Origin of the sequence: Pseudomonas sp. B111, assembly GCF_026428275.1 — a bacterium.
In the GTDB taxonomy this organism is placed as follows: domain Bacteria; phylum Pseudomonadota; class Gammaproteobacteria; order Pseudomonadales; family Pseudomonadaceae; genus Pseudomonas; species Pseudomonas aeruginosa.
In genome coordinates, this window is sequence record NZ_CP097857.1 from 1496958 (window position 1) to 1518546 (window position 21589).

The 21589-nt window shown below is 65.5% G+C and carries 26 protein-coding genes; 14 read left to right on the forward strand and 12 right to left on the reverse strand.

Annotation, left to right across the window (positions count from 1 at the left end; genetic code table 11):
• Positions 1-39: 39 nt before the first annotated feature.
• The gene (locus M6E97_RS07100; RefSeq protein ID WP_003130859.1) at positions 40-315 is read left to right on the forward strand and encodes a pyocin activator PrtN family protein; all 276 of its coding nucleotides are present in this window, start codon (positions 40-42) and stop codon (positions 313-315) included.
• Here M6E97_RS07100 and M6E97_RS07105 read toward each other — a convergent pair.
• Positions 289-1443 (reverse strand): site-specific integrase, encoded by a 1155-nt coding sequence (locus M6E97_RS07105; RefSeq protein ID WP_003130858.1) that lies wholly within the window; start codon positions 1441-1443, stop codon positions 289-291. The genes M6E97_RS07100 and M6E97_RS07105 overlap by 27 nt on opposite strands.
• Positions 1444-1586: 143 nt before the next feature.
• On the opposite strand from M6E97_RS07105, the gene dusA reads away from it, so the two are divergent.
• Together dusA and tal are read left to right on the forward strand one after the other, a co-directional pair.
• The gene (gene dusA, locus M6E97_RS07110) at positions 1587-2567 is read left to right on the forward strand and encodes a tRNA dihydrouridine(20/20a) synthase DusA (RefSeq protein ID WP_079381466.1); all 981 of its coding nucleotides are present in this window, start codon (positions 1587-1589) and stop codon (positions 2565-2567) included.
• 79 nt (positions 2568-2646) lie between these two features.
• Complete coding sequence (gene tal / locus M6E97_RS07115) at positions 2647-3570, forward strand: transaldolase (protein WP_003090868.1); 924 nt, start codon at positions 2647-2649, stop codon at positions 3568-3570.
• Between the two features lie 87 nt (positions 3571-3657).
• On the opposite strand, the gene rssC is transcribed toward tal, so the two are convergent.
• Positions 3658-4140: an anti-sigma factor antagonist RssC gene (rssC, locus tag M6E97_RS07120; protein ID WP_003104052.1), complete on the reverse strand. Its 483-nt coding sequence runs from the start codon at positions 4138-4140 to the stop codon at positions 3658-3660.
• Positions 4137-5321, reverse strand: coding sequence for a two-component system response regulator RssB (gene rssB, locus M6E97_RS07125; RefSeq protein ID WP_003090870.1), 1185 nt, complete (start codon positions 5319-5321; stop codon positions 4137-4139). Before rssB ends, rssC begins: the two co-directional genes overlap by 4 nt.
• Positions 5322-5566: 245 nt before the next feature.
• Here rssB and pilZ point away from each other — a divergent pair, with 245 nt between their 5' ends.
• Positions 5567-5866 (forward strand): cyclic di-GMP-binding protein PilZ, encoded by a 300-nt coding sequence (gene pilZ, locus M6E97_RS07130; RefSeq protein WP_023085356.1) that lies wholly within the window; start codon positions 5567-5569, stop codon positions 5864-5866.
• Positions 5867-5923: 57 nt separating this feature from the next.
• Here the strand turns inward: pilZ and M6E97_RS07135 are convergent, their stop codons facing one another.
• Entirely contained in the window at positions 5924-6628 is a 705-nt protein-coding gene (locus M6E97_RS07135; protein WP_003090872.1) for a VacJ family lipoprotein, read from the reverse strand.
• Positions 6629-6730: 102 nt separating this feature from the next.
• Here M6E97_RS07135 and M6E97_RS07140 point away from each other — a divergent pair, with 102 nt between their 5' ends.
• The gene (locus M6E97_RS07140; RefSeq protein ID WP_003108942.1) at positions 6731-7135 is read left to right on the forward strand and encodes an acyl-CoA thioesterase; all 405 of its coding nucleotides are present in this window, start codon (positions 6731-6733) and stop codon (positions 7133-7135) included.
• Between the two features lies 1 nt (position 7136).
• On the opposite strand, the gene M6E97_RS07145 is transcribed toward M6E97_RS07140, so the two are convergent.
• Positions 7137-7856 (reverse strand): UTRA domain-containing protein, encoded by a 720-nt coding sequence (locus M6E97_RS07145; RefSeq protein ID WP_003104061.1) that lies wholly within the window; start codon positions 7854-7856, stop codon positions 7137-7139.
• Positions 7857-7989: 133 nt separating this feature from the next.
• On the opposite strand from M6E97_RS07145, the gene M6E97_RS07150 reads away from it, so the two are divergent.
• From M6E97_RS07150 to M6E97_RS07160, 3 genes are all read left to right on the forward strand, one after another.
• A complete protein-coding gene (locus M6E97_RS07150; protein WP_003108944.1) occupies positions 7990-8733 on the forward strand; it encodes an HAD family hydrolase in 744 nt (247 codons plus the stop codon).
• Positions 8730-9311, forward strand: coding sequence for a phosphonate degradation HD-domain oxygenase (locus M6E97_RS07155; protein WP_003090877.1), 582 nt, complete (start codon positions 8730-8732; stop codon positions 9309-9311). Before M6E97_RS07150 ends, M6E97_RS07155 begins: the two co-directional genes overlap by 4 nt.
• 73 nt (positions 9312-9384) lie before the next feature.
• Positions 9385-9648, forward strand: a complete 264-nt coding sequence (locus M6E97_RS07160; RefSeq protein WP_033937955.1) for a DUF4404 family protein — start codon at positions 9385-9387, stop codon at positions 9646-9648.
• Positions 9649-9714: 66 nt separating this feature from the next.
• On the opposite strand, the gene queF is transcribed toward M6E97_RS07160, so the two are convergent.
• From queF to ptrA, 3 genes are all read right to left on the reverse strand, one after another.
• Positions 9715-10545: an NADPH-dependent 7-cyano-7-deazaguanine reductase QueF gene (queF, locus tag M6E97_RS07165; RefSeq protein ID WP_003090879.1), complete on the reverse strand. Its 831-nt coding sequence runs from the start codon at positions 10543-10545 to the stop codon at positions 9715-9717.
• A 117-nt stretch (positions 10546-10662) separates the two neighbouring features.
• A complete protein-coding gene (locus M6E97_RS07170) occupies positions 10663-11280 on the reverse strand; it encodes a cupredoxin domain-containing protein (RefSeq protein WP_079381467.1) in 618 nt (205 codons plus the stop codon).
• Positions 11281-11451: 171 nt separating this feature from the next.
• Entirely contained in the window at positions 11452-11643 is a 192-nt protein-coding gene (gene ptrA / locus M6E97_RS07175; protein ID WP_003090881.1) for a T3SS anti-activator PtrA, read from the reverse strand.
• Positions 11644-11768: 125 nt separating this feature from the next.
• On the opposite strand from ptrA, the gene M6E97_RS07180 reads away from it, so the two are divergent.
• Together M6E97_RS07180 and M6E97_RS07185 are read left to right on the forward strand one after the other, a co-directional pair.
• Complete coding sequence (locus tag M6E97_RS07180; RefSeq protein WP_003098784.1) at positions 11769-12449, forward strand: heavy metal response regulator transcription factor; 681 nt, start codon at positions 11769-11771, stop codon at positions 12447-12449.
• The gene (locus tag M6E97_RS07185; RefSeq protein ID WP_015502726.1) at positions 12446-13777 is read left to right on the forward strand and encodes a sensor histidine kinase; all 1332 of its coding nucleotides are present in this window, start codon (positions 12446-12448) and stop codon (positions 13775-13777) included. Before M6E97_RS07180 ends, M6E97_RS07185 begins: the two co-directional genes overlap by 4 nt.
• Positions 13778-13826: 49 nt before the next feature.
• Here M6E97_RS07185 and M6E97_RS07190 read toward each other — a convergent pair whose 3' ends face one another.
• From M6E97_RS07190 to M6E97_RS07205, 4 genes are all read right to left on the reverse strand, one after another.
• Positions 13827-14606 (reverse strand): ABC transporter permease, encoded by a 780-nt coding sequence (locus M6E97_RS07190; RefSeq protein ID WP_003119886.1) that lies wholly within the window; start codon positions 14604-14606, stop codon positions 13827-13829.
• The gene (locus M6E97_RS07195; protein WP_003090885.1) at positions 14603-15535 is read right to left on the reverse strand and encodes an ABC transporter ATP-binding protein; all 933 of its coding nucleotides are present in this window, start codon (positions 15533-15535) and stop codon (positions 14603-14605) included. The genes M6E97_RS07190 and M6E97_RS07195 overlap by 4 nt, the downstream gene beginning before the upstream one ends.
• A gap of 75 nt (positions 15536-15610) precedes the next feature.
• Positions 15611-16231: a glutathione S-transferase family protein gene (locus M6E97_RS07200; protein WP_033937959.1), complete on the reverse strand. Its 621-nt coding sequence runs from the start codon at positions 16229-16231 to the stop codon at positions 15611-15613.
• A gap of 114 nt (positions 16232-16345) precedes the next feature.
• Entirely contained in the window at positions 16346-17017 is a 672-nt protein-coding gene (locus M6E97_RS07205) for a transglutaminase-like domain-containing protein (RefSeq protein WP_033937961.1), read from the reverse strand.
• 152 nt (positions 17018-17169) lie between these two features.
• Here M6E97_RS07205 and M6E97_RS07210 point away from each other — a divergent pair, with 152 nt between their 5' ends.
• The 4 genes from M6E97_RS07210 (at position 17170) to M6E97_RS07225 (ending at position 21584) form a co-directional block, all read left to right on the forward strand.
• The gene (locus tag M6E97_RS07210) at positions 17170-19617 is read left to right on the forward strand and encodes an acyl-CoA dehydrogenase (protein ID WP_033937963.1); all 2448 of its coding nucleotides are present in this window, start codon (positions 17170-17172) and stop codon (positions 19615-19617) included.
• Between the two features lie 128 nt (positions 19618-19745).
• A complete protein-coding gene (locus M6E97_RS07215) occupies positions 19746-20126 on the forward strand; it encodes a PA2816 family glutamine-rich protein (RefSeq protein ID WP_003119883.1) in 381 nt (126 codons plus the stop codon).
• Positions 20127-20184: 58 nt separating this feature from the next.
• Complete coding sequence (locus M6E97_RS07220) at positions 20185-20595, forward strand: PA2817 family protein (protein WP_003090890.1); 411 nt, start codon at positions 20185-20187, stop codon at positions 20593-20595.
• 263 nt (positions 20596-20858) lie between these two features.
• Positions 20859-21584 (forward strand): Crp/Fnr family transcriptional regulator, encoded by a 726-nt coding sequence (locus tag M6E97_RS07225; protein ID WP_003108957.1) that lies wholly within the window; start codon positions 20859-20861, stop codon positions 21582-21584.
• Positions 21585-21589 lie beyond the last annotated feature (5 nt).

Here is a 21589-nt window from a genome sequence, read left to right on the forward strand (position 1 = left end):
CCTCCGCACGCTGGCCGCCTGGCAAGCGGGGTGCTACTGATGAATACCCTGTTCCTTCTCATGGCCCAGTACAACGGCCTCGCCATCATCCCGCTGAATAGAGTATGCGCCGACTACTTCAGTCACCTGACTGTCGAGCAGTTCCAGCGGAAGGTCCTGGCCGGACAGATCCAGATCCCTATCACGCGGATCGAGTCCAGCCAGAAGGCTGCCAGAGGCATTCACTTGGCGGACCTGGCGGCGTATCTGGACAAACAGCGCGAGGTCGCCCTGAAAGACCATGAACGGCTAAACCGAGCCCGACCGGCGGCCTGACTTCTTCTTGGAAACCCATTCCCCGAAGGACACCGGCATCGCCAGGACCTTCGGGAGCCATTCCCAGCCAGCATATTTATCGCCAGACCCACGCAGATGGGTATATCGCCGAAGAGAGTTCCAATCTCGGTGCCCGCTGACCGAAGCCACCTTGGGAATGTCCCACTCCAGCTCAAACAGCCGACTGATCGCTTCGTGGCGCAGATCGTGAAACGTCAGATCCTCTATACCTGCGGCAGTGATCGCGCGACTCCATGCCCCCTGAATCGCATCGGTGGTGTATGGAAAGATCTCCTCGAAAGCCCGCGGCATACTCTTGATGACCGCCATTGCCTCCTCGGGTAGCTGACACCACACGTCGTTACCCCACTTGTCGCCTGGGTTCTTCATGTCCCGGACCAGGACGGCGCCCCGGGCCTCGTCCAGATCCGCCCACCGGATACGGATGATCTCCTCCTGCCTTCGGCTGGAGAACAATGCGAAGGCAGCGACCTTCGCCATGCACATCGAGGTCGGCCGCGATCGCCATGAGCGCTCGAACGCCTGGAACAACCGATCCAACTCTTCAAGTGTCGGGCGCCGATCACGCTCCCTGCTGCGCAACTTGTAACCCAGGTTCTTGAGAACTCTGCGGGCTTTCGCCATAACGTCCGGGTCGACTTGATACCCCCAGGCTGCCTCCGCCACTCCTAACACCGACCCAAGATGTGCCAGGTCATTGGCAACTGTCTGCGCCTTCACCCCTCCCCCGTCCGGCCCCATGCGCCACAGCGCATAGTCAACGAGCACCTGACTGGTGATATCCCGGTCGATGGTATCGCCCAGGTGGGAAGCGGCGATGGCGGTCAGCGTGGCGATCTTGGTCTTACCCAGCGGGCGAGTCTTATCCCGGTCGGCCAGGTACTGGGCGATGATGTTCCGAAGCAGTACCCCCTTTTTCGTCGCCCGCTCCAAGCCACCGGGCTCCGCCAATTCAGCCTCCCGACGGAGCGCCCATGCTTCAGCGGCCTTTTTCCGGCTGAAACTTGCGCTCTCCTGATAGACTTGCGCGCCTCCGCGCTTGATACGAATCTGCGCGGTGTACATCACCGTTCCATCGGCGTTGCGCCGAGCGCGAATAGTGGCCATCGTAACTCCCGGTCCCGGTGGTAAAAGGCGTTAGGCGAGTGGTAATTTTTACCACCAACCCGCCAAATATGCCCGAAAACCCCGAAAAACGCACCGATAAAGCGCACACAAAAGACCTGATGAATCAAGCCTCAACGCCAGCAATGACGCGCCCTACACTCTCCCGCCGCTTCTCCGTTGCGCCGATGATGGACTGGACCGATCGCCACTGCCGCTTCTTCCTGCGCCAGTTGTCCCGTCACACCTTGCTCTACACCGAGATGGTCACCACCGGCGCGTTGCTGCACGGCGATCGCCAGCGCTTCCTCCGCTACGACGAATGCGAGCACCCACTGGCGCTGCAACTGGGCGGCAGTGTGCCGGCGGAACTGGCGGCCTGCGCGCGGCTGGCGGAAGAGGCCGGCTACGACGAGGTCAACCTCAACGTCGGCTGCCCCAGCGACCGGGTCCAGCACAACATGATCGGCGCCTGCCTGATGGGGCATCCGGCGCTGGTGGCGGACTGCGTGAAGGCGATGCTGGATGCGGTGGAGATAGCGGTGACGGTGAAGCACCGCATCGGTATCAATGGGCGCGACAGCTATGCCGAACTCTGCGATTTCGTCGGCCAGGTACGCGAGGCCGGCTGCCGGAGCTTCACCGTGCATGCGCGGATCGCCATCCTCGAAGGGCTCTCGCCCAAGGAGAACCGCGAGGTGCCACCGCTGCGCTACGAGGTCGCGGCGCAATTGAAGAAGGACTTCCCGGACCTGGAGATCGTCCTCAACGGCGGCATCAAGACCCTCGAGGCCTGCCGCGAGCATCTGCAGACCTTCGACGGCATGATGCTCGGTCGCGAGGCCTACCACAACCCCTACCTGCTGGCCGCGGTGGACAGCCAGTTGTTCGGCAGCGAAGCGCCGCCGCTCAGTCGCAGCGAGGCCTTGCTCCGTCTGCGTCCGTACATCGAGCGACACCAGGCCGAAGGCGGCGCGATGCATCACGTGACCCGCCATATCCTCGGCCTGGCCCAGGGCTTCCCCGGCTCCCGGCGATTCCGCCAGTTGCTCTCGGTGGACGTGCACAAGGCCGCCGATCCGCTGCGGGTTTTCGACCAGGCGCTGGAACTTCTGGCGGGGCGATAGCTCCCATTGAGCCGCGCCTGCGGCTCGGGTAAGGTCGGGGGATTCTTCTTCCCAAGAACCCACCTGACAAGACCTCGCCATGACTTCGAAGCTGGAACAACTCAAGCAATACACCACGGTGGTCGCCGACACCGGCGACTTCGATGCCATTGCCCGCCTGAAGCCGGTGGACGCCACCACCAACCCGTCGCTGCTGCTCAAGGCTGCTGCCCTGCCGCGCTACGCCGAGCACCTTCGACAGGCTACCGCGGGTAGCGGCGGCGACGCCGGACTGGCTTGCGACCGCTTCGCCGTGGCAGTCGGCAAGGACATCCTCGGAGTCATTCCCGGACGTATTTCCACCGAAGTCGACGCGCGCCTGTCGTTCGACAGCGAGGCCACCCTCGCCCGCGCCCACCGCCTGATCGAGCTGTACGACGAACAGGGCATCGACCGCGAGCGGGTGCTGATCAAGATCGCCTCCACCTGGGAAGGAATCCGCGCCGCCGAGATTCTGGAACGCGAGGGCATCCAGACCAACCTGACCCTGCTGTTCTCCTTCGCCCAGGCGGTGGCCTGCGCCGACGCCGGGGTGTTCCTCATCTCGCCGTTCGTCGGGCGCATCTACGACTGGTACAAGAAGAGCGAGAACCGCGACTACGCCGGCGCCGAGGATCCCGGCGTGCAGTCGGTCTCGCGCATCTATCGCTACTACAAGGCCAACGGCTACAAGACGGTGGTGATGGGCGCCAGCTTCCGCAATCTCGGCCAGATCGAGCAACTGGCCGGCTGCGACCGCCTGACCATCAGTCCCGACCTGCTGCAACAACTGGCTGACGCCCAGGGCGAGCTGCCGCGCCTGCTGCTGCCGGGCGAAGGCGAGCCGCGCCAGGTGCTCGACGAGAGCGCTTTCCGTTGGCAGATGAACGAGGACGCCATGGCCACCGAAAAGCTGGCCGAAGGCATCCGCCTGTTCGCACGCGACCAGGAAAAGCTCGAATACCAGTTGGCGACCCGCCACTGATCGCCGCTGCCGGCGGGACGCGCATGCAGGGCGTCCCGTTCCGGCGCAGCGGAGGATTCAGCAGGAATTCGGGAAGGGATCGACCGGTTAATGGCGCTCCAGGGCGCTGACCAGGTCGTGGAAGGCTTCGCGGTTGGATTCGTTGAGGCCCATCAGGATGCGGTGCGCCTCCAGGACCTTGTCGCGCACCACATCTTCCGACTGGTCCTGCGGCGGCAGGTCGGACAGGCACTCCGGACACGGAATCGGACGATCGACGATATTGAACACCTGATCGAAACCCATCGACTGCAACAGACGGGTAATGTCCGGATTGGTGGTCACCAGCGTGGGCAACAGGCCGATTTTCTGCCGCGACAGGATGGACAGCTTGGCCAGCAGGCCGAGCGTGGTGCTATCGATGCTCTGGGTTTCCGTAAGATCGATGATGATCGCCGAGAAATTCAGCGCAGCGAAGATCTTTTCGATGGTGGAATCCAGGGCCGAGCACAGGGTGAGGCGGACCTCACCGACGAATTTCAGAACGAAGGAGCCGTTCTGTTCGGCAAACTGGATTTTACCGGTACTCATGCAAGGTTCCTGCTCAACACCAGCAAGGCGATATCATCCGGCATCTCCGCCAGGTTGGCCAGCCCGAAGACCTGGCGCAGCCCGTCGAGGGTGCCTCCGGCGGCTGCCACCTGCTCCGGTAGCAAAGCCTCTTTCTCCTTCAGCGTAGCTCCTGGCAGCACATCGAGGATGCCATCGGAAAACAGCGACAGGCTGAAGGAAGGGGGCAACTCCATGACCCGGTCGTCATAGCTCGCATCGTCGAACAGGCCCACCGGCAGGCCACGGCCTTCCAGGTAGCTCGCCTGCCCGTCGACGAACAGTACCGGGAGCGGCAGGTGGCCGCCGATGCTGTAGGTCAGGCAGTTCTTCTCCAGGTCGATGACCCCGCCGAGCATGGTCACGTGCTTGCCCAGCTTGGTATTGATCAGACCGCGGTTGATGTGCGCCAGCACCTCGGACGGCTTGAACTCCGGGAGCGTGCCGTTGCGCCGTGACTCGTAGAGCAGACGCGTGGTCATGAACTTCAGCAGCACCGTGACGAAGGCCGAGGAAGCGCCGTGGCCGGAAACGTCGGCCAGGTAGAACGCCACGCGTCGCTCGTCGACCCGGAAGTAGTCGACGAAGTCGCCAGAGAGATACAGCGACGGAATGATCCGGTGGGAAAACTCCAGCCCCTCGATGCTCCACGGCGTCACCGGAAGCATGTTCATCTGCACCTGGCGTCCGGCGTTCTGGTCTTCCTGGAGCAGGTTCAGGCTGGCCTGCAATTCGCGGTTGGCGGCTTCCAGCTTGTCGCGGTAGCGCTGGTTCTCGACCCGCAGGTAGGCGCGATCCAGGGCCCGGCGCACCGAATGCTCGAGCACCGCGAGGTCTTCCAGGGGCTTGATCAGGTAGTCGGCGGCGCCCAGGCGCAAGGCTTCCACCGCATCGCTCATCACGCCGGCTCCGGAAAGCACGATGATCGGCGTTTCCGAAGCGGTCTGGCGGATGCGGCGGATCAGTTCGAGGCCGTCGATCTGCGGCATGCGCAAATCGCAAATGACCAGGTCCGGCTGTTCGCTTTCGAAGATCTGCAGGCCCTGCAGACCGTTGAGGGCCTGCAACACCTTGAAGTTGCTGTCTTCCAAGTAGGCAGCGAGGCTTTCGCGCACCACCTCGTCGTCATCGATGATCAGCAGCGTGGCACTGACTTTATGCATGGGTCATCCAGGCAAACGGCGCCGGAAACAGTGGGTCCTAGGCGCTTATTGTAAGTGACAACAGCGCGGCTACGGGGTTCGACAAGGCGCAGACGGTACTCCCATCCGTTGAGCAGTTCAAGCCGTTGACCTTTGCCGGAAAATCCGCCTTTGTCCGTCCGATCCCGTCCGCACGGTATAAACTTTGACGATAATCGCCAGGATTGCCAGTCGCCCCCCATCGCCCCGACCATGAGGATCAGCCCATGCAGCCCATCGAGCACAACTACAGCGAGAAGCGCGACTTCATCCGCATGAAGCTCGACACCCCGGTCACCATCCGCTGCGAAGGCCACGAGTCGGTGGCCCTGTGCCGGGACCTGTCCGCCAGCGGGCTGCTGCTGGAAGCGCAAAGCGAGCTGGCTCCGGGCGACCACCTGCGGGTGAGCATCCCGTCCACCCACGAGACCCTCACCGGCCTGGAACTGGAAGCCCGCGTGGTGCGCTGCGAACGGCTCGGCCCGGGGCGGCATAGCCTGGGGCTGAGCATCGTCGCGATCCACTGAAACGACGAAAGGCGACCCAAGGGCCGCCTTTCCAGGTGTCGCACGAAGCGGGTCGACTTAGAAGTCGTCCTCCACCTCGCCGTCCTTGACCTTGAACTCGCGGTTCTGCAGGTAGGCGTTGCGGATGAAGATGTACTTGTCGCCGCTGATCAGTTTTTCCGACTTCAGCAGGTTGGCACGGGTGTCGACGGTGTTGATGCCGAACATCACGTTGCGCGCGCGTACATCGTCCATGTAGTGGTAGGGACCGACATAGATGTCCGGGATCTTCGCCGGGGCATCGCGCAGCGTGCTCGGGCCGAGGAACGGCAGCATCACGTACGGGCCGCTGCCGACGCCCCAGTAGCCCAGGGTCTGGCCGAAGTCCTCGTCGTTGCGCTGCAGGCCCATCGGGGTCGCCACGTCGATCAAGCCGGCCAGGCCGAAGGTGCTGTTGAACAGCAGGCGGCTGGTGTCCACGCCGGCATTGTGGAACTTGGCCTGCAACAGGTTGTTGGCCAGGTTCTTCACGTCGCCGAGGTTGTTGAAGAAGTTGTGCACGCCGTCCTGAACGAAGTTCGGGGTGACCTTCTGGTAACCCTGGGCCAGCGGTTTCAGCGCATAGGTGTCCAGGGTGTCGTTGAAGGTGAAGATGGGACGGTTGATGCTTTCCCAAGGGTCTTCTTCACTGGCCGCCAGGGACAGCGTGGGTGCCAATGCGAGGCTGGCGCAAGCCAGGATTCGGGCACTACGTTCGATCCAGTTCACGCCGCGGGCGCGCATTGCTGTATCTCCTTTGCATGACTAGTCTTGGCCGCCAGCGCGGCTTCAGCGTGCGCGCAGTATATAGGCTCGCATTGAATTTGAGACTAGAAGAGTTACGAGATGGCTGACAGACAATTGCTACACACGGCCCATATCCCGGTGCGCTGGGGCGACATGGACAGCTACGGGCACGTCAACAACACCCTCTATTTCCAGTACCTGGAAGAAGCCCGGGTGGCCTGGTTCGAAACCCTTGGCATCGACCTGGAAGGCGCTGCCGAGGGGCCGGTGGTGCTGCAAAGCCTGCACACCTACCTGAAGCCGGTGGTGCATCCGGCCACCGTGGTGGTGGAACTGTACGCCGGCAAGCTGGGCACCAGCAGCCTGGTACTGGAACATCGCCTGAGCACCCTGGAAGATCCGCAAGGCACCTATGGCGAAGGCCACTGCAAGCTGGTCTGGGTGCGCCACGCGGAAAACCGCTCGACGCCCGTGCCGGACAGCATACGCGCCGCGATCGCCTGACTCAGGCGCCCGGATAGGCCGCGTCGAGCACGATCTCCAGGGCGTCCGGGCGCCAGAACTCCTGGTCGAACTCGACCACCCTCTGCCCCTCCGCGTAACTCAGTCGCTCCAGGTACAGCGCCGGCGAACCCGGCGCCAGTTGCAGCGGCTCGGCCTGGGCCGCGTTCAGCGCGGTCGGGTGCATCGCCAGTTGGCAGCGCGTCGGCTGCAGGCCGAAACGCTCGCGCAGCAGGCTCATCAGCGAAGTATCGAGGTCGTGGTCCAGCAGGCCCGGGCACCACCCGGCATCCAGGGCGATCAGTTCGATCAGCACCGGACGCTCGTCCACCCAGCGGCGCCGTTGCAGGAAATACACCGGCGCGCTGTCCTCCAGCCCCATCCGCTTGGCCAGCCAGGCGCCGGCTGCTCGCCGCTCGGCGTGCAGCGTCTCGGTACGCGGCTGGCGTCCCTGGGCGCTGACGTATTCCATGAAGCCGGTGGTACGGGTCGGGTTGTAGCGGATCCGCGGCGGCGCGACGAACCAGCCGCGGCGGTTCTCGCGATAGACCAGGCCTTCGGTTTCCAGTTGCTGCAGGGCTTCGCGAAGGGTGATGCGGGTACACAGGAAGCGCTCGGCCAACTCCCGCTCGGAGGGAAGTTTCACCTGCAGCACGCCCTGGGCGATATCCGCGGCGAGCTGGTCGCGGATGCGCAGGTACTGACGAGATTGATCGACCGGCATGACGGCCTCGCTGATTCAGACCGGCCGATTATAACGGCAGCCCGTCGGCCTATCGCCACTGCCACGAAAACGTCACGGCAGCGTCACAAAACCCCTCTAGGCTGGCCTAGACCATTTGCCAGACGCCTTTCGCATGCCCAGCTCCGACCAACTCCCGCGCTTCACCGCCCTGCTCTTCGGACTCTCCGGCGGCCTGGTGGATTTCGGCGCCCGGACCCTGTCCCTGGCGCTGCTGCGCAGCCATCCGCATAGCCCTGCCGAACACCTCCGCGACGCCAGTCTGCTGCCCTTCGCCGAGGCACAAAGCTTCCTGTTGCGGCGCAAGCCGAACAAGAGCGAGCGCCAGCGCCTGGAGCAGGCCCTCGACGAAGCCGCCGGGGAACAGGCCGAAGCCATCGCCGGTGCCGTGGCCCTGTTGGAGAGCCTGGACGAACAACGGATTCCCTATGCCTGGCAGGACGAGCTACCGGAATCGGTCTGCCAGCGCCTTGCCGCGCCGCTCGGCCGAGCGGACGCCCTGATCCCCCTCGCCGGCGCGCGCCCCTGGCCGGCCCCCGATGGCTGCTGGCAGGCCCTCGCCCGGCTGGGCATCGAGCGCCTCGACGGCTGCGTGCTGGTCAGCGCCCAACCGCGTCAACTCCAGGCCGGACTCAATGCCGGGCTATGGACCATCGGCCTGGCCGCCAGCGGGCCGTCGTGCGGCCTCTCGCCGGCCGACTGGGACGCTCTCGGACACACCGAGCGCGACCGCTTGCGTGCCGACGCCACCCTGGAACTGTACCGCCTGGGCGTGCATTCCGTGATCGATCACCTGGGCGAGCTGCAACCCTGCCTGCACGACCTCGCCGTCCGCCGCCTGAAAGGAGAAAAACCATGAGCCGCGCCCGTCACCGCTTTCTCGACGAACTGGCCGAACGCTTCGCCAGCCATGGCGCCGAGCCCTATGGCGAGGCAGTCAGCCAGGCCGAGCACGCGCTGCAGTGTGCGACCCTGGCTGAGCGCGCCGGCTGCTCGGACAGCCTTGTAGTCGCCGCCCTGCTGCACGATATCGGCCACCTCTATGAAGACCCGGCGCAGATCGACGAGGAGGACCTGCGCCACGAGGAATTCGGCGCACGCCTGCTACGCGAGCTGTTCCCCGAGTCGGTCTGGCAGCCGGTGCGCCTGCACGTATCGGCCAAGCGCTTCCTCTGCGCGGTGGACCCGAGCTACCACGCCAGCCTGTCGCCGGCCTCCCGGCACAGCCTGGTGCTGCAAGGCGGGCCGTTCGACGAGCGTGCCGCCGCGGCCTATATCAAGGCGCCCTATGCCCAGGACGGCCTGACCCTGCGCCGCCTCGACGACCTGGCCAAGGACCCGGCCATGCGCACCCCCGAACTGACGCACTTCTTCCCGCTGCTGGAACGCCTGCTGCGGATTGATCCGGATCGCGCACATCTGCGCCCGACAGGTTAATCTGTTCGGCATGGACGGACCTTTCGGCGCCCGCCGGAGGTCCACCGAAGACTTGTACGTCGAGGGAAATACCATGCCGAAAGAGAGTCTGCTGCGCGAACTGTCCGCCCTGCGCGAGCAACTGGAGCAACAACCGCCGCTGAACGAAGAGCAGCGCACCGAACTGGAACTCCTGATCAGGGACATCGAACTGAAACTGGCCAACGAGGACGCCCTCAACGAAGGCAGCCTGGTCGATGGGGTCAACCTCGCCGTCGAGCGCTTCGAGGTCAGCCACCCGACCCTCGCCGGCACGCTCCGCTCCATCGTGCAGAGCCTGGCCAACATGGGTATCTGAACGACTTGCCGAAATGAAAAGCCCCGGCATGGCCGGGGCTTTTTCGTATCCGCGTGTTGCGAGGCGTTACTGGCGCACCAGGCGTCGGTTGTCCGGTGCGACCTCCGCCAGGCTGCGGTAGGGATTGATATCCAGGCCGCCACGGCGTACGTAGCGCGCGTAGACGCTGAGCGCCTGCGGCTGCAACAGGCGCTGCAGGTCGAGGAAGATGCGTTCGACGCACTGTTCGTGGAAGTCCTGGTGCTGGCGGAAGGAAACCAGGTAGGCCAGCAGGCTGGCCGGGTCCAGCGCCGGGCCCTGGTAGTCGACCACCAGGGTGCCCCAGTCGGGCTGGCCGGTGACCGGGCAGTTGGACTTGAGCAGGTGGCTGTAGAGCTGCTCCTCGACGATCCGCCCGGCGTCGCAGCGCAGCAGTTCCGGGCGCGGCTGCTCGTAGCCGTCGACGGCGATGTCCAGCTCGTCGATGCAGCGCCCCGGCAGACGCCCGATGCCCTCCTCGGCCACCTCGTCGAGGCTGCGCAGGCGCACGCCCACGGGCGCCCCGGCAGCGGACGAGAGATCTTTCTCCAACACCGTACGGAGCGCCTCGCGACTGTCGAAGGCGGACTGGTTGAGGGAATTGAGGTAGAGCTTGAACGACTTCGACTCGATGATGTTCGGCGAGTCCGCCGGGATCGAGAACTCACCGATCGCCACCACCGGCTTGCCGGCCGGGGTCAGCCAGGACAGCTCGTAGCAATTCCAGATATCCACGCCGCGATAAGGCAGAGTCTCGGCGCTCAGGCCAAGCTCGGCCCATTTCGCCGTGCGTGAAATGGGGAACAGCAGCGACGGCGTGTAGCTGGAGACGTATTCGCTGGTCTTGCCCAGCGGCGAATGTTCGGCGGGATGCTGCATGAGGGAAACCTGCTGGATGAATCGCGCAGGGCCCTTCCCCGCGCGCCGCGCCGCACTGGCGGGCGGCGGCAAGTGTATACGGATCGGCCGGCATCTTCACGCCGGCCGTCCGCCGGCTCAGGGCTGCACGGTCAGTTGACCGACCATCCCGGCCTGGTAGTGGCCGGGGATGTTGCAGGCGAACTCCAGCCGGGTGGCCTTGGCGAAGGTCCAGGTCAGCTCGGCGCTCTTGCCCGGCTCGACCAGCACGCTGTTGGGGTCGTCGTGCTTCATCATCCGGCCATGGTCCATGCCGGCCATGCCGTGGCCCATCTGACTATGGTCCATCGACGCCATGCCGGTCGGGGTGAGCATCCCGGACTGCTGCATCTCCAGCATCTCCTTCTGGTGCTCGGCATGCATCGCCGCGTCTCCCAGGTTGAACTCGTGCAACAGCTTGCCTTCGTTCTTCAGCACGAAGCGGACCGTCTCGCCGGCCTTGACCTCGATCGCCCGCGGCTTGAAGTACATGTCGCCGAGCGCCACCTCGATGCTGCGGCTGGCCTGCGCGGCCTGGGCCGGCTTGCCGAAGGCCTGGCCGTGGGCCGGTGAAGCCTGGGCGCTGGCACCGAAAAGCACGCCGAGGACGATCAGGGAAGCGGGAAGCAGGCGGCGCGGAAACATACGGGGAATCTCCATCGGGTTGATGTCGCCTATCCTGTGTCGCTGCGCCTGCCGGCTGGCTGTCGGGAGCATTACATCTTTGTCAGCTTGCCGCCGTTGCGGACCGCGAAGGCTAAGATCGCCCAGCGCCACCGACGGGCATAAAAAACCCGCCGACCGGAAACCAGGGAACCGGTGGCGGGTGAAGACGGGATCGGAGCCCTCCGTCATCCCGTGTGGAGCCGGGGGTGGAAGAACTGGCGATCAGCAGTTTTCCTTGTCCTTCTTCGTCGCTTCGGCCTGCTTCGCCAGTTTTTCCTGGTGCGCGGCACGAGCCTTGGCGGCCTGGGCCTGCATGCGCTCGAAGACGATGTCGCCGCCGCTGTCGGCCATGGCCGGAACGGTCGGGGCGAGGACCAGCAGGAAAGCGAGGGTGGAGGCAGTGAAGGTACGCATGGGAAGTCTCCTCGAATGAGTTCCCCTGTAGTCTGCGCGGGGGCCACTGTCGCCCCCGTTACCCACTGATTACGATGCTGTCAGAAACAGGTCGGCATGGCCGGCAAATGTAACGAGGGATGAACATGAAACTGCTGATCGTCGAAGACGAACCGCGCATCGGCCAGTACCTGCGCCAGGGGCTCGCCGAGGCAGGCTTCGCCGTCGACCTGAGCGACGATGGCAACGAGGGCGAGCAACTGGCCCTGGGCGGCGACTACGACCTGCTGATCCTCGACGTCATGCTGCCCGGCCGTGACGGCTGGCAGATCCTGCGCAGCGTGCGCGACGCCGGGATGACCGTACCGGTGCTGTTCCTGACCGCCCGCGATGCCGTAGAGGACCGCGTGCGCGGCCTCGAACAAGGCGCCGACGATTACCTGGTGAAGCCGTTCGCCTTCGTCGAACTGCTCGCCCGGGTGCGCACCCTGCTGCGCCGGGGCAGCCAGCAGTTGCAGGAGACCACCCTGCAACTGGCCGACCTCGAACTCGATTTGCTGCGCCGCCGGGTGCAACGCCAGGGCAAGCGGATCGACCTCACCGCCAAGGAGTTCGCCCTGCTCGAACTGCTGCTGCGGCGCAGCGGCGAGGTGCTGCCCAAGTCGCTGATCGCCTCGCAGGTCTGGGACATGAACTTCGACAGCGATACCAACGTCATCGAGGTGGCCATCCGCCGCCTGCGCGCCAAGGTCGACGACGACTACCCGCAGCGCCTGATCCATACCGTGCGCGGCATGGGCTACGTTCTCGAAGAGCGCGACGAATGAGCGCCGGGTTCGGCTCGCGGATGTCCCTCGGCGTCCGCCTGAGCCTGCTGTTCGCCGCCTGCACGGCGGCGGTCTCGCTGATCGCCGGATTGATCTTCAGCAGGGCCATCGACGAGCATTTCGTCGAGCTCGATCATATGGCGATGTCCGCCAAGCTCGCGGTGTTTCGCGATGAGCTGCGCGGCCTCGGCTCGGAACAGCAGATGCGCCGCCGCGAAGCGGAACTGCTGCGCGAACTGGCACGCCACCCCGACCTCGGCCTGCGCCTGAACGGCCCGGATGGCAACCTCTGGTTCGAGCGCCTGCCGCAGCCTGCGCATCCCGGCCTGCCCGCCAACCGCGAACTCGGCGCCCCGCTGGAGCCCGGCAACGACGCTTCGCCGCGACTTACCGTGATCCTCGACATCAGTCATCACCAGCACTTCCTGCAACGCATGCGCCAGTTGATCTGGCTGACCATGAGCCTGTCGGCGCTGGCCACCGCGCTGCTCGGCGCCTGGGCCACCGGCGCCAGCCTGGCGCCGCTGCGACGGATGCGCGAAGTCGCCGCGCGGGTTTCCGCCAACTCCCTCACCACCCGCCTCGACGCCAGCCGGATGCCAGAGGAGCTGCGCGGACTGGCCGGCGAGCTGAACGCCATGCTGGCGCGCCTGGAAGAAGCCTTCCAGCGCCTCTCGGCGTTCTCCGCCGACATCGCCCACGAGTTGCGCACCCCGCTCACCAGTCTGCTGACCCAGACCCAGGTGGTATTGTCCCGCCCACGCTCGCTGGAGGATTATCGCGAGGCCCTGCACGGCAACCTCGAGGAGCTGGAACGGCTCACCGCGATGGTCAACGACATGCTGTTGCTGGCCAAGGCCGACCACGGCCTGCTGGCGCCCAGCCGCCAGGCCCTGGACCTGGGCGCGGAAGTCGACTCGCTGCTGGAGTTCTACCAGCCGCTGGCGGAAGACCGCGACATCCGCCTGCTGCGCGAAGGCAGCCTGAGCCTGCCCGGCGACCGCGGCATGCTGCGGCGGGTGCTGGCCAACCTGCTGGACAACGCCCTGCGCTTCACCGCCGGTGGCGGCGAGATCCGCATCCGTCTCGGCGACCGACGCCTGAGCGTGGAGAACCAGGGTCCGGCGATTCCTCCCGAGCGCTTGCCGCGCCTGTTCGACCGGTTCTATCGTGCCGATCCGGCGCGCCGCGAAGGCCAGGGTGAACACGCCGGGCTCGGCCTGGCGATCTGCCGCTCCATCGTCCAGGCCCACGGCGGCGAGATTCGCTGCGAGTCTGCCGACGGCTGGACCCGTTTCGTCATCGATTTCGCTCGCCCGCGCCGATGAAACGCGAAGCCCCCATGACGGGGGCTTCTGTTTCATGCCTTCGAGCGTTTCATTGGCGCATGCCGCGCCCGCTCACCAGCAGCCTTACGCAGCCGAGATAGAGCACCGCGGTGGCCAGCAGCATGAAGCCGATGGCCACGCCGATGCGAATGTCGGAGACGCCGAGGATGCCGTAGCGGAAGGCGTTGACCATGTGCAGGATCGGGTTGGCCAGCGACACGGTCTGCCAGAACGGCGGCAGCAGGTTGATCGAGTAGAACACCCCGCCCAGGTAGGTCAGCGGCGTCAGCACGAAGGTCGGGATGATCGAGATGTCGTCGAAGTTGCGCGCGAACACCGCGTTGATGAAACCGCCCAGGGAGAAGATGGTCGCGGTCAGTACCACTACCAGTACCGTGATGCCCAGGTGGTGCACCTGCAGCTTGGTGAAGAACAGCGACAGCAGGGTCACGATCACCCCCACCGCCAGGCCGCGCAGCACGCCGCCGATGGTGTAGCCGAGGAGGATGGTGTGCGGCGACACCGGCGACACCAGCAGTTCCTCCACCGAGCGCTGGAACTTGCTGCCGAAGAAGCTCGACACCACGTTGCCGTAGGCGTTGGTGATCACCGACATCATGATCAGGCCGGGCACGATGTATTCCATGTAGGTGAAGCCGCCCATGTCGCCGATCTGCCGCCCGATCAAATTGCCGAAGATCACGAAGTACAGGACCATGGTGATCGCCGGCGGCAGCAGGGTCTGCGGCCAGATCCGGGTGAAGCGGCGCACCTCGCGGTAGACGATGGTGTTCAGGGCGACCAGGTTGGCGCTCAGTTCGCTGCTCATCGGGCGATCCTCGTCAGGTTCTTCTCCACCAGCGACACGAACAGCTCCTCCAGGCGATTGGTCTTGTTGCGCAGGCTCAGTACCTCGATGCCTTGTGCACCCAGTTGGGCGAACAGGTCGTTGATGCCCTGGCTCTTCTCCACCTGCACTTCGAGAGTGTGGTCGTCGACCAGCCGCGTCGGATAGCCGTCGAGGGTCGGCGGCAGGGCCTGGACGTTCTTCAGGTCGAGCAGGAAGGTTTCCGAATGCAGGGTCATCAGCAGGTCGCGCATGCTGGTGTTCTGCACGATCTCGCCGTGGTCGATGATGGCGATGTTGCGGCAGAGCTGCTCCGCCTCTTCCAGGTAGTGGGTGGTGAGGATGATGCTGATGCCTTCCTGGTTGAGTTCTGTGAGGAAGCTCCACATCGAACGGCGCAGCTCGATGTCGACCCCGGCGGTGGGCTCGTCGAGGATCAGCAGGCGCGGCTGGTGGACCAGTGCGCGGGCGATCATCAGGCGCCGCTTCATGCCGCCGGAGAGCATCCGCGAGGCTTCGTTGCGCTTGTCCCACAGGCCCAGTTGGGTCAGGTAGCGCTCGGCGCGCTCCTTGGCGATCTTCGCCGGGATGCCGTAGTAGCCGGCCTGGGTCACGACGATGTCGAAGACCTTCTCGAACTGGTTGAAGTTGAACTCCTGCGGCACCACGCCGAGGCAACGCTTGAGGCCGGCCGGGTCCTTGTCGAGGTCGTGGCCGAACACCGAGACCGAACCGCTGGTCTTGTTCACCAGGGTCGATAGAATCCCGATGGTGGTGGACTTGCCCGCGCCGTTGGGGCCGAGCAAGGCGAAGAAATCACCTTCGGCGACGTCCAGGTCGATGCCCTTGAGGGCCTGGAAACCGTTGCCGTAGGTTTTCGTCAATTGACGGATGGACAGGGCGGAACTCATTAGGCTTCCCGTGTCGGAAGGTGAAGAGGAAGAGCTAGATAAGGCTACGGGTAACAAAATGCAACAGTAGCCGGCTCAGGTCAGTTCGGTCATTACCACGGTGCGGAACGCCGGGCGCTCGCGCAAGCGCAGGTACCAGGCCTCGAGGTGGGGCAGCGGCGGGCGCTCGATGGGCATCTCGAACCAGGCGTAGATGAAACAGCCCAGGGGAATGTCACCCATGCCGAAGCGTTCGCCGGACAGCCAGGGTTGGCCGGCCAGGGTCTGGTCCGGCACCCGCAGCAACTCGCCGCAGGTCTGCAGCGCCTTTGCGATCAGGGCCTCGTCGCGTTGCTCCGGCGGCGTACGCAGCGTTCCCCAGAACAGGTCGCGGAACGGCCCGGCGAGAGTCGAGGTGGTCCAGTCCATCCACTTGTCGGCGTCGGCGCGGCGCACCGGGTCCTGCGGATAGAGGTCGCCCGGCGCATAGCGGGCGGCCAGGTAGCGGACGATGGCGTTGGACTCCCAGAGGACGAAGCCGTCGTCCTCGATCACCGGCACCCGACCGTTCGGGTTCATCGCGCGGAACGCCGGCTCATCCACCAGGCCGAACGCCCCGCCGGCATCCACCGTCCGGTACTCCAGGCCAGCCTCCTCGGCGCACCACAGCGCCTTGCGCACATTGCTCGAGTTCTTCCGGCCCCAGATGGTCAACATACTCTGCGTTCCCTCTTCGGTTGATGCGGCGGATGGGTCGCCGGAGCGCCCGGACGACATGCCGCACCCTACCGAGGATGGACCGAAGAAGGAAGACGCGCCGGCTGATGGTGACTATCGACGCCCTTCATCTTGTCCGGCCTCGGCCTGGAAATCGCCGTCCAGGGCCAGCGGGCGGCCGGAGAACAGGTGCGGATAGTGCTGCTGCAGGTGAGAGAAGAACAGTTCCTCCGGCAGGTCGGCGAACTGGCCGTGATCGACCAGGTACTCCATGTAGCGCTCGCCCTGGCGGTTGAACGGATGGAAGACGCTGTCGGCGACGCCGTCGAACTCCAGCGGAGCGACGTCGAAGGCGCGGCACAAGGCACGGTTGAACGCCGGGGTGACCTTCACCCAGCGGCCCTCGAGGTACAGCTCGGTATAGCCGTGCATGGCGAACACCTCGCTGCGCAGCGCTTCCAGCAGGCGCGGCGTGGCCAGGTGGTTGCGCACGTCGGCCAGGCCGATCCGCGCCGGAATCCGGCAATGCCGGGCGCAGGCGGCGAGCAGGATGGCCTTGGGCACGCAATAGGACTCGCCCTGCTGCAGCGCGTGGCTGGCCTTCAGGGTCTGCGGATCGCGGCTGAACACGTAGGGGTTGTAGCGCACCCCGTCGCGTACCGCGTAGTACAGCGCGACCGCCTGGTCACGCGGTTTCGCCGAATTCCCCCGGGATTTTTCCGCGAACTCCACCACCACGGGGTGGTCACTATCCACGAAGCGGCCGGATTGTAGGTAGGACTGCATGGCGGGCTCCCGGCGGGCAATTTGTCCCAGTCTAAACGGGAAGTTTTCGCCTATAACGTGACAAACCGGCCAAGCTGACCGGCCCTGCCGCCAAACGGCGGCAAACGGGCTAAGCTCGAGACGCCGCCTGGCGTCTTCATGGAGGATTCCGCATGTTGTTGCTCTGGTTAGTCGTACTGGTACTCGGTGTCGCTTACCTCGCCCATCGGCGTACCCCACCCGCTCCCGCGCTCGGCATCAGCGCCGCCTACCTGATCCTGATGGGCGTGTTCAGCCACGCGCCCGGCTGGCTGCTGCTGGTCTTCTGGCTGCTCTGGCTGGCGGTGGCGCTTCCCCTCGCCCTGCCCGACCTGCGCCGGCGCGTGCTCAGCGGTCCGCTGTTCGCCTGGTTCCAGAAAGTCCTGCCGCCGATGTCCGACACCGAGCGCGAGGCCATCGAGGCGGGCACCGTGTGGTGGGATGGCGAATTGTTCAGCGGCCGCCCGGACTGGCAGAAACTGCTCGACTACCCCAAGGCGCAACTCACCGAAGAAGAGCAGGCCTTCGTCGACGGCCCGACCGAAGAACTCTGCGCCATGGTCAGCGACTGGGACATCGGCCAGCGCATGGACCTGCCGGAAGAAGCCTGGGCCTTCATCAAGCAGCACGGCTTCTTCGGCCTGATCATTCCCAAGGAGTACGGCGGCAAGGGCTTCTCCGCCTTCGCCCACTCACAGGTGGTGATGAAGCTCGCCACCCGTAGCGGCGACCTGGCCTCGACGGTGATGGTGCCGAACTCCCTCGGCCCGGCCGAGCTGCTGCTCCACTACGGCACCGACGAGCAGCGCCAGCGCTACCTGCCGAGCCTGGCCAAGGGCGACGACATCCCCTGCTTCGCCCTCACCGGCCCCTACGCGGGCTCCGATGCCGGCGGCATGACCGACGTCGGCATCGTCTGCAAGGGCGAATGGGAAGGTCGCGAGGTGCTCGGCCTGCGCCTGACCTGGGAAAAGCGCTACATCACCCTAGGCCCGGTGGCCACCCTCCTCGGCCTGGCCTTCAAGTGCCACGACCCGGACCATCTGCTGGGCGACGAGGAGGACCTGGGCATCACCCTGGCGCTGATCCCCACCGACACCCCCGGGGTCGAGATCGGCCGCCGCCACGTGCCGCTGGGCGCCGCCTTCATGAACGGTCCGAACTCCGGCAAGGACGTGTTCGTGCCGCTGGAGTACATCATCGGCGGGCAGGAAATGATCGGCAAAGGCTGGATGATGCTGATGAACTGCCTGTCGGTCGGACGCTCCATCTCGCTGCCGGCGGTGGGCACCAGCGCCGGCAAGGCCAGCAGCTACGTCAGCGGTCGCTACGCCCAGGTCCGCGAGCAGTTCAACGTGCCGATCGCCGCCTTCGAAGGCATCCAGGAGGCGCTCGCCCGCATCGGCGGCAACGCCTGGCTGATGGACAGCGCGCGAATCCTCACCGCCAACGCGGTGGACCTCGGCGAGAAGCCCTCGGTGCTTTCGGCGATCCTCAAGTACCACCTCACCGAGCGCGGCCGCGAGTGCATCGCCCATGCCATGGACATCCATGGCGGCAAGGGCATCATCATGGGCCCGAACAACTACCTGGGTCGTTCCTGGCAGGGCGCGCCGATCTTCATCACGGTGGAAGGCGCGAACATCCTCTCGCGCAACCTGATGATCTTCGGCCAGGGCGCGATCCGTTGCCATCCGTACGTGCTCAAGGAAATGGAACTGGCCCAGCGCGAGGACAAGGACCAGGCCGCCCGCGAGTTCGACGCGCTGCTGGTGAAGCACATCGGCTTCGCCGTCGGCAACGCCGCCAGCAGCTTCCTCCTCAGTCTCAGCTGCGGCCACCTCGGCAACGCGCCCGGCGACCGCATCAGCCGTCCCTACTTCCGCGCGCTGAACCGCCTGGCGGCGTCCTTCGCCCTGCTCGCCGACTTCAGCATGATGCTGCTGGGCGGCGAACTGAAGCGCAAGGAACGCCTCTCCGCGCGTCTCGGCGATGTCCTCAGCTATCTCTACCTGGGCTCGGCGGCGCTCAAGCGCTACCACGACCTGGGCAACCCGGACTACCTGCATCCGCTGCTGCGCTGGGCCATGGAGGAAAACCTCGGCAAGGCCGAGGCGGCGCTGGAGGACCTGCTGAACAACTTCCCCAGCCGCTTCTTCGGCTGCGCGCTGAAGGTCCTGGTACTGCCGTTCGGCCGCCGGCACAAAGGGCCGGGCGACGAACTGGACGCCGAGATCGCGGAAATCCTCGTCCGCCCGGACGACGACCCGGCGTTGCAGGCGATCCTCGCCGGCGCGTTCCTGCCGAAGGACCCACAGGACCCGGTCGGTGCCCTCGCCCACGCCTTCGACGCGGTACGCGAAAGCGCCGCGCTGGAGAAAACCCTGCACAAGGCGATCAAGGAAGGCAGGGTCCAGCCGCAAGCGGGGCAGAACCCGATCGATGCCGGCGCCGCCGCCGGCGTGCTGAGCGCCGAGCAGGCGCAGGCCCTGCACCAGGCCGAAGCGGCACGGCGCAAGGTGATCGACGTCGACGACTTCGCCAAGGAGGAACTGCAACTGGCCGACGGCAGGATCCGCTGACACTCCGCGGCAAAGCGACGGTCGCAACCGACAAAGGCGCCTTCCGGCGCCTTTGTCGTCTTCACCCACCCAAACCCGGGCGATTGGCTAGAATCGACGGGCACATCCCTGACGTACGGGAGGCCATCATGCTCAAGCTACTTGCCACCGGCCTGGCAGCCTCGTTTCTCCTCCTGCCCCCGGCGCAGGCTGCACCGCCTGCGCCCTATGGCGTGCAGCCGCACCAGCAGGCGGTGCAGCGCGCCGGCGAACAGCGCCAACGCCAGCTCCAGGAACAGCGCCAGCGCTTCGACGAACAACGCCTGCAATTGCAGCAGGATCAACTGCAACGCCAGCAGCAGAACCTGCAGCGGCAACGGCAGCAGCGACAGATGCAGGACAACCTGATCCGCCAGCAGCAACTGGACCAGCAGCGCTGGCGCCTGGAGCAGGACCAGCGGCGCCTCGACAGCGAACGCCGGCAACTGGAAAACCGCCGGCGCCAGAGCCAGTCCCCGGCGATCCGCTGAAACTGGCCGGCGCCGCGAAACCCTTTATACTGCCCAGCTTTTTTCCAGAGGACCCGTCATGGCCAACTCCTACCTCGAGCACCACCTCGCCCTGCTCCAGCACCTGCGCAACATCCTCGGCGCCCTGGGCGAGGCCGAGCAGGTGCCGGAAGAAAACCACGGGCTGTTCCTCGAGCGTTTCGACGAACTGATGGACGAACTGCCGCGCGACCCGGAAGGCGCCCAATACCTCGGCCAGGACCTGATTTCCCAGGTCTTCCACCGCTATCCGCAGATCGCCCACCTGGTACCGCGCGACCTGCTGTGGTTCTTCGGCGGCGATTGCCTGCACTTCATGCCGGACGAAGAGATCGACCTGTTCCAGCGCCTCGACGAGCGCCGCTACGAAGCCGAAGAGCGCGGCGAAACGTTCGACTGGAACCGCGAAAAGCAGTTGCTCGCGCTGCCCGAGGACAGCCCGCGGCACTGAATCGCCACGGCCACCGGCCGTCCCGCCCCGACCGCCATCCGTGCGCTCGGGGCCGCCTCCCGCCAGCCCAAACCTCGCTACCCTTTCCGAATAAAAAACGGACCGCCCGCCCGACTGCCGGAGCGCGCCGAGTCCGTACCTAGCAGTTCTGCCGGGTAGCCGGAGCTTCACACCCCTTCGCCGCACACGTCCCCACTGATTGCTCTGCAGCGAGCATGTCGTACCTCGCCGGAGCTGCCGATCAATCTGGCGAAGGCGCAGGCATGCACTCGAACGAGTCAACGGAAGACCGCTGTTCACGCCACTACACCCTGCTGCAACGGTGCCCGCTGCTGCACGGGCTGCCCGATCTGCTGCGGCACGTGGCGACCCATGCGTCGGAGCGCCGGTTGCGCGACAAGGACGTCCTGTTCCTCAAGCACGACCCTGAAGACTTCATCGGCCTGGTCCTCGGCGGACACCTCTATACCGTGCTCTACGGGCCGGACGGGCGGGAACTGATCGTCAATGACATCCGTCCTGGCGAAGTGATCGGGGAAACCGCGCTGATCCAGCCGAACCGCCGCGAGACCTCCGCCTACGCCTCCGGCGCGGCGTCGGTGCTGATCCTCCACCGACGTCACTTCGCCCCGTTGATCGCCGACACGGAATTCCTCAACCGCGCGCTGGCCCTCCTCTGTTCGCGCCTGCGCGAAGCCTCCGGTTTCGTCGAGAGGGTCTGCCTGCATCGCCTGGAGTCGCGCCTGGCGCGCCATCTCCTGGCCAGCCTGGCGAGCGAACAACCCGAGGGAGCCTGCGCGACGCTACCGACCAACCAGAGCATCCTAGCAGCGATGCTCAACGCCAGCCGGCCGAAGCTCAACGCGCAACTGCAAATATGGAAACGCGAAGGGCTGATCAGCTGCCGCAACGACCGGATCCTGATCAACGACCTCGGTCGCCTGCGACGCAAGGCCGAACTACCAGCCGCGCCCCTGTCACCCAGGTAACAGCC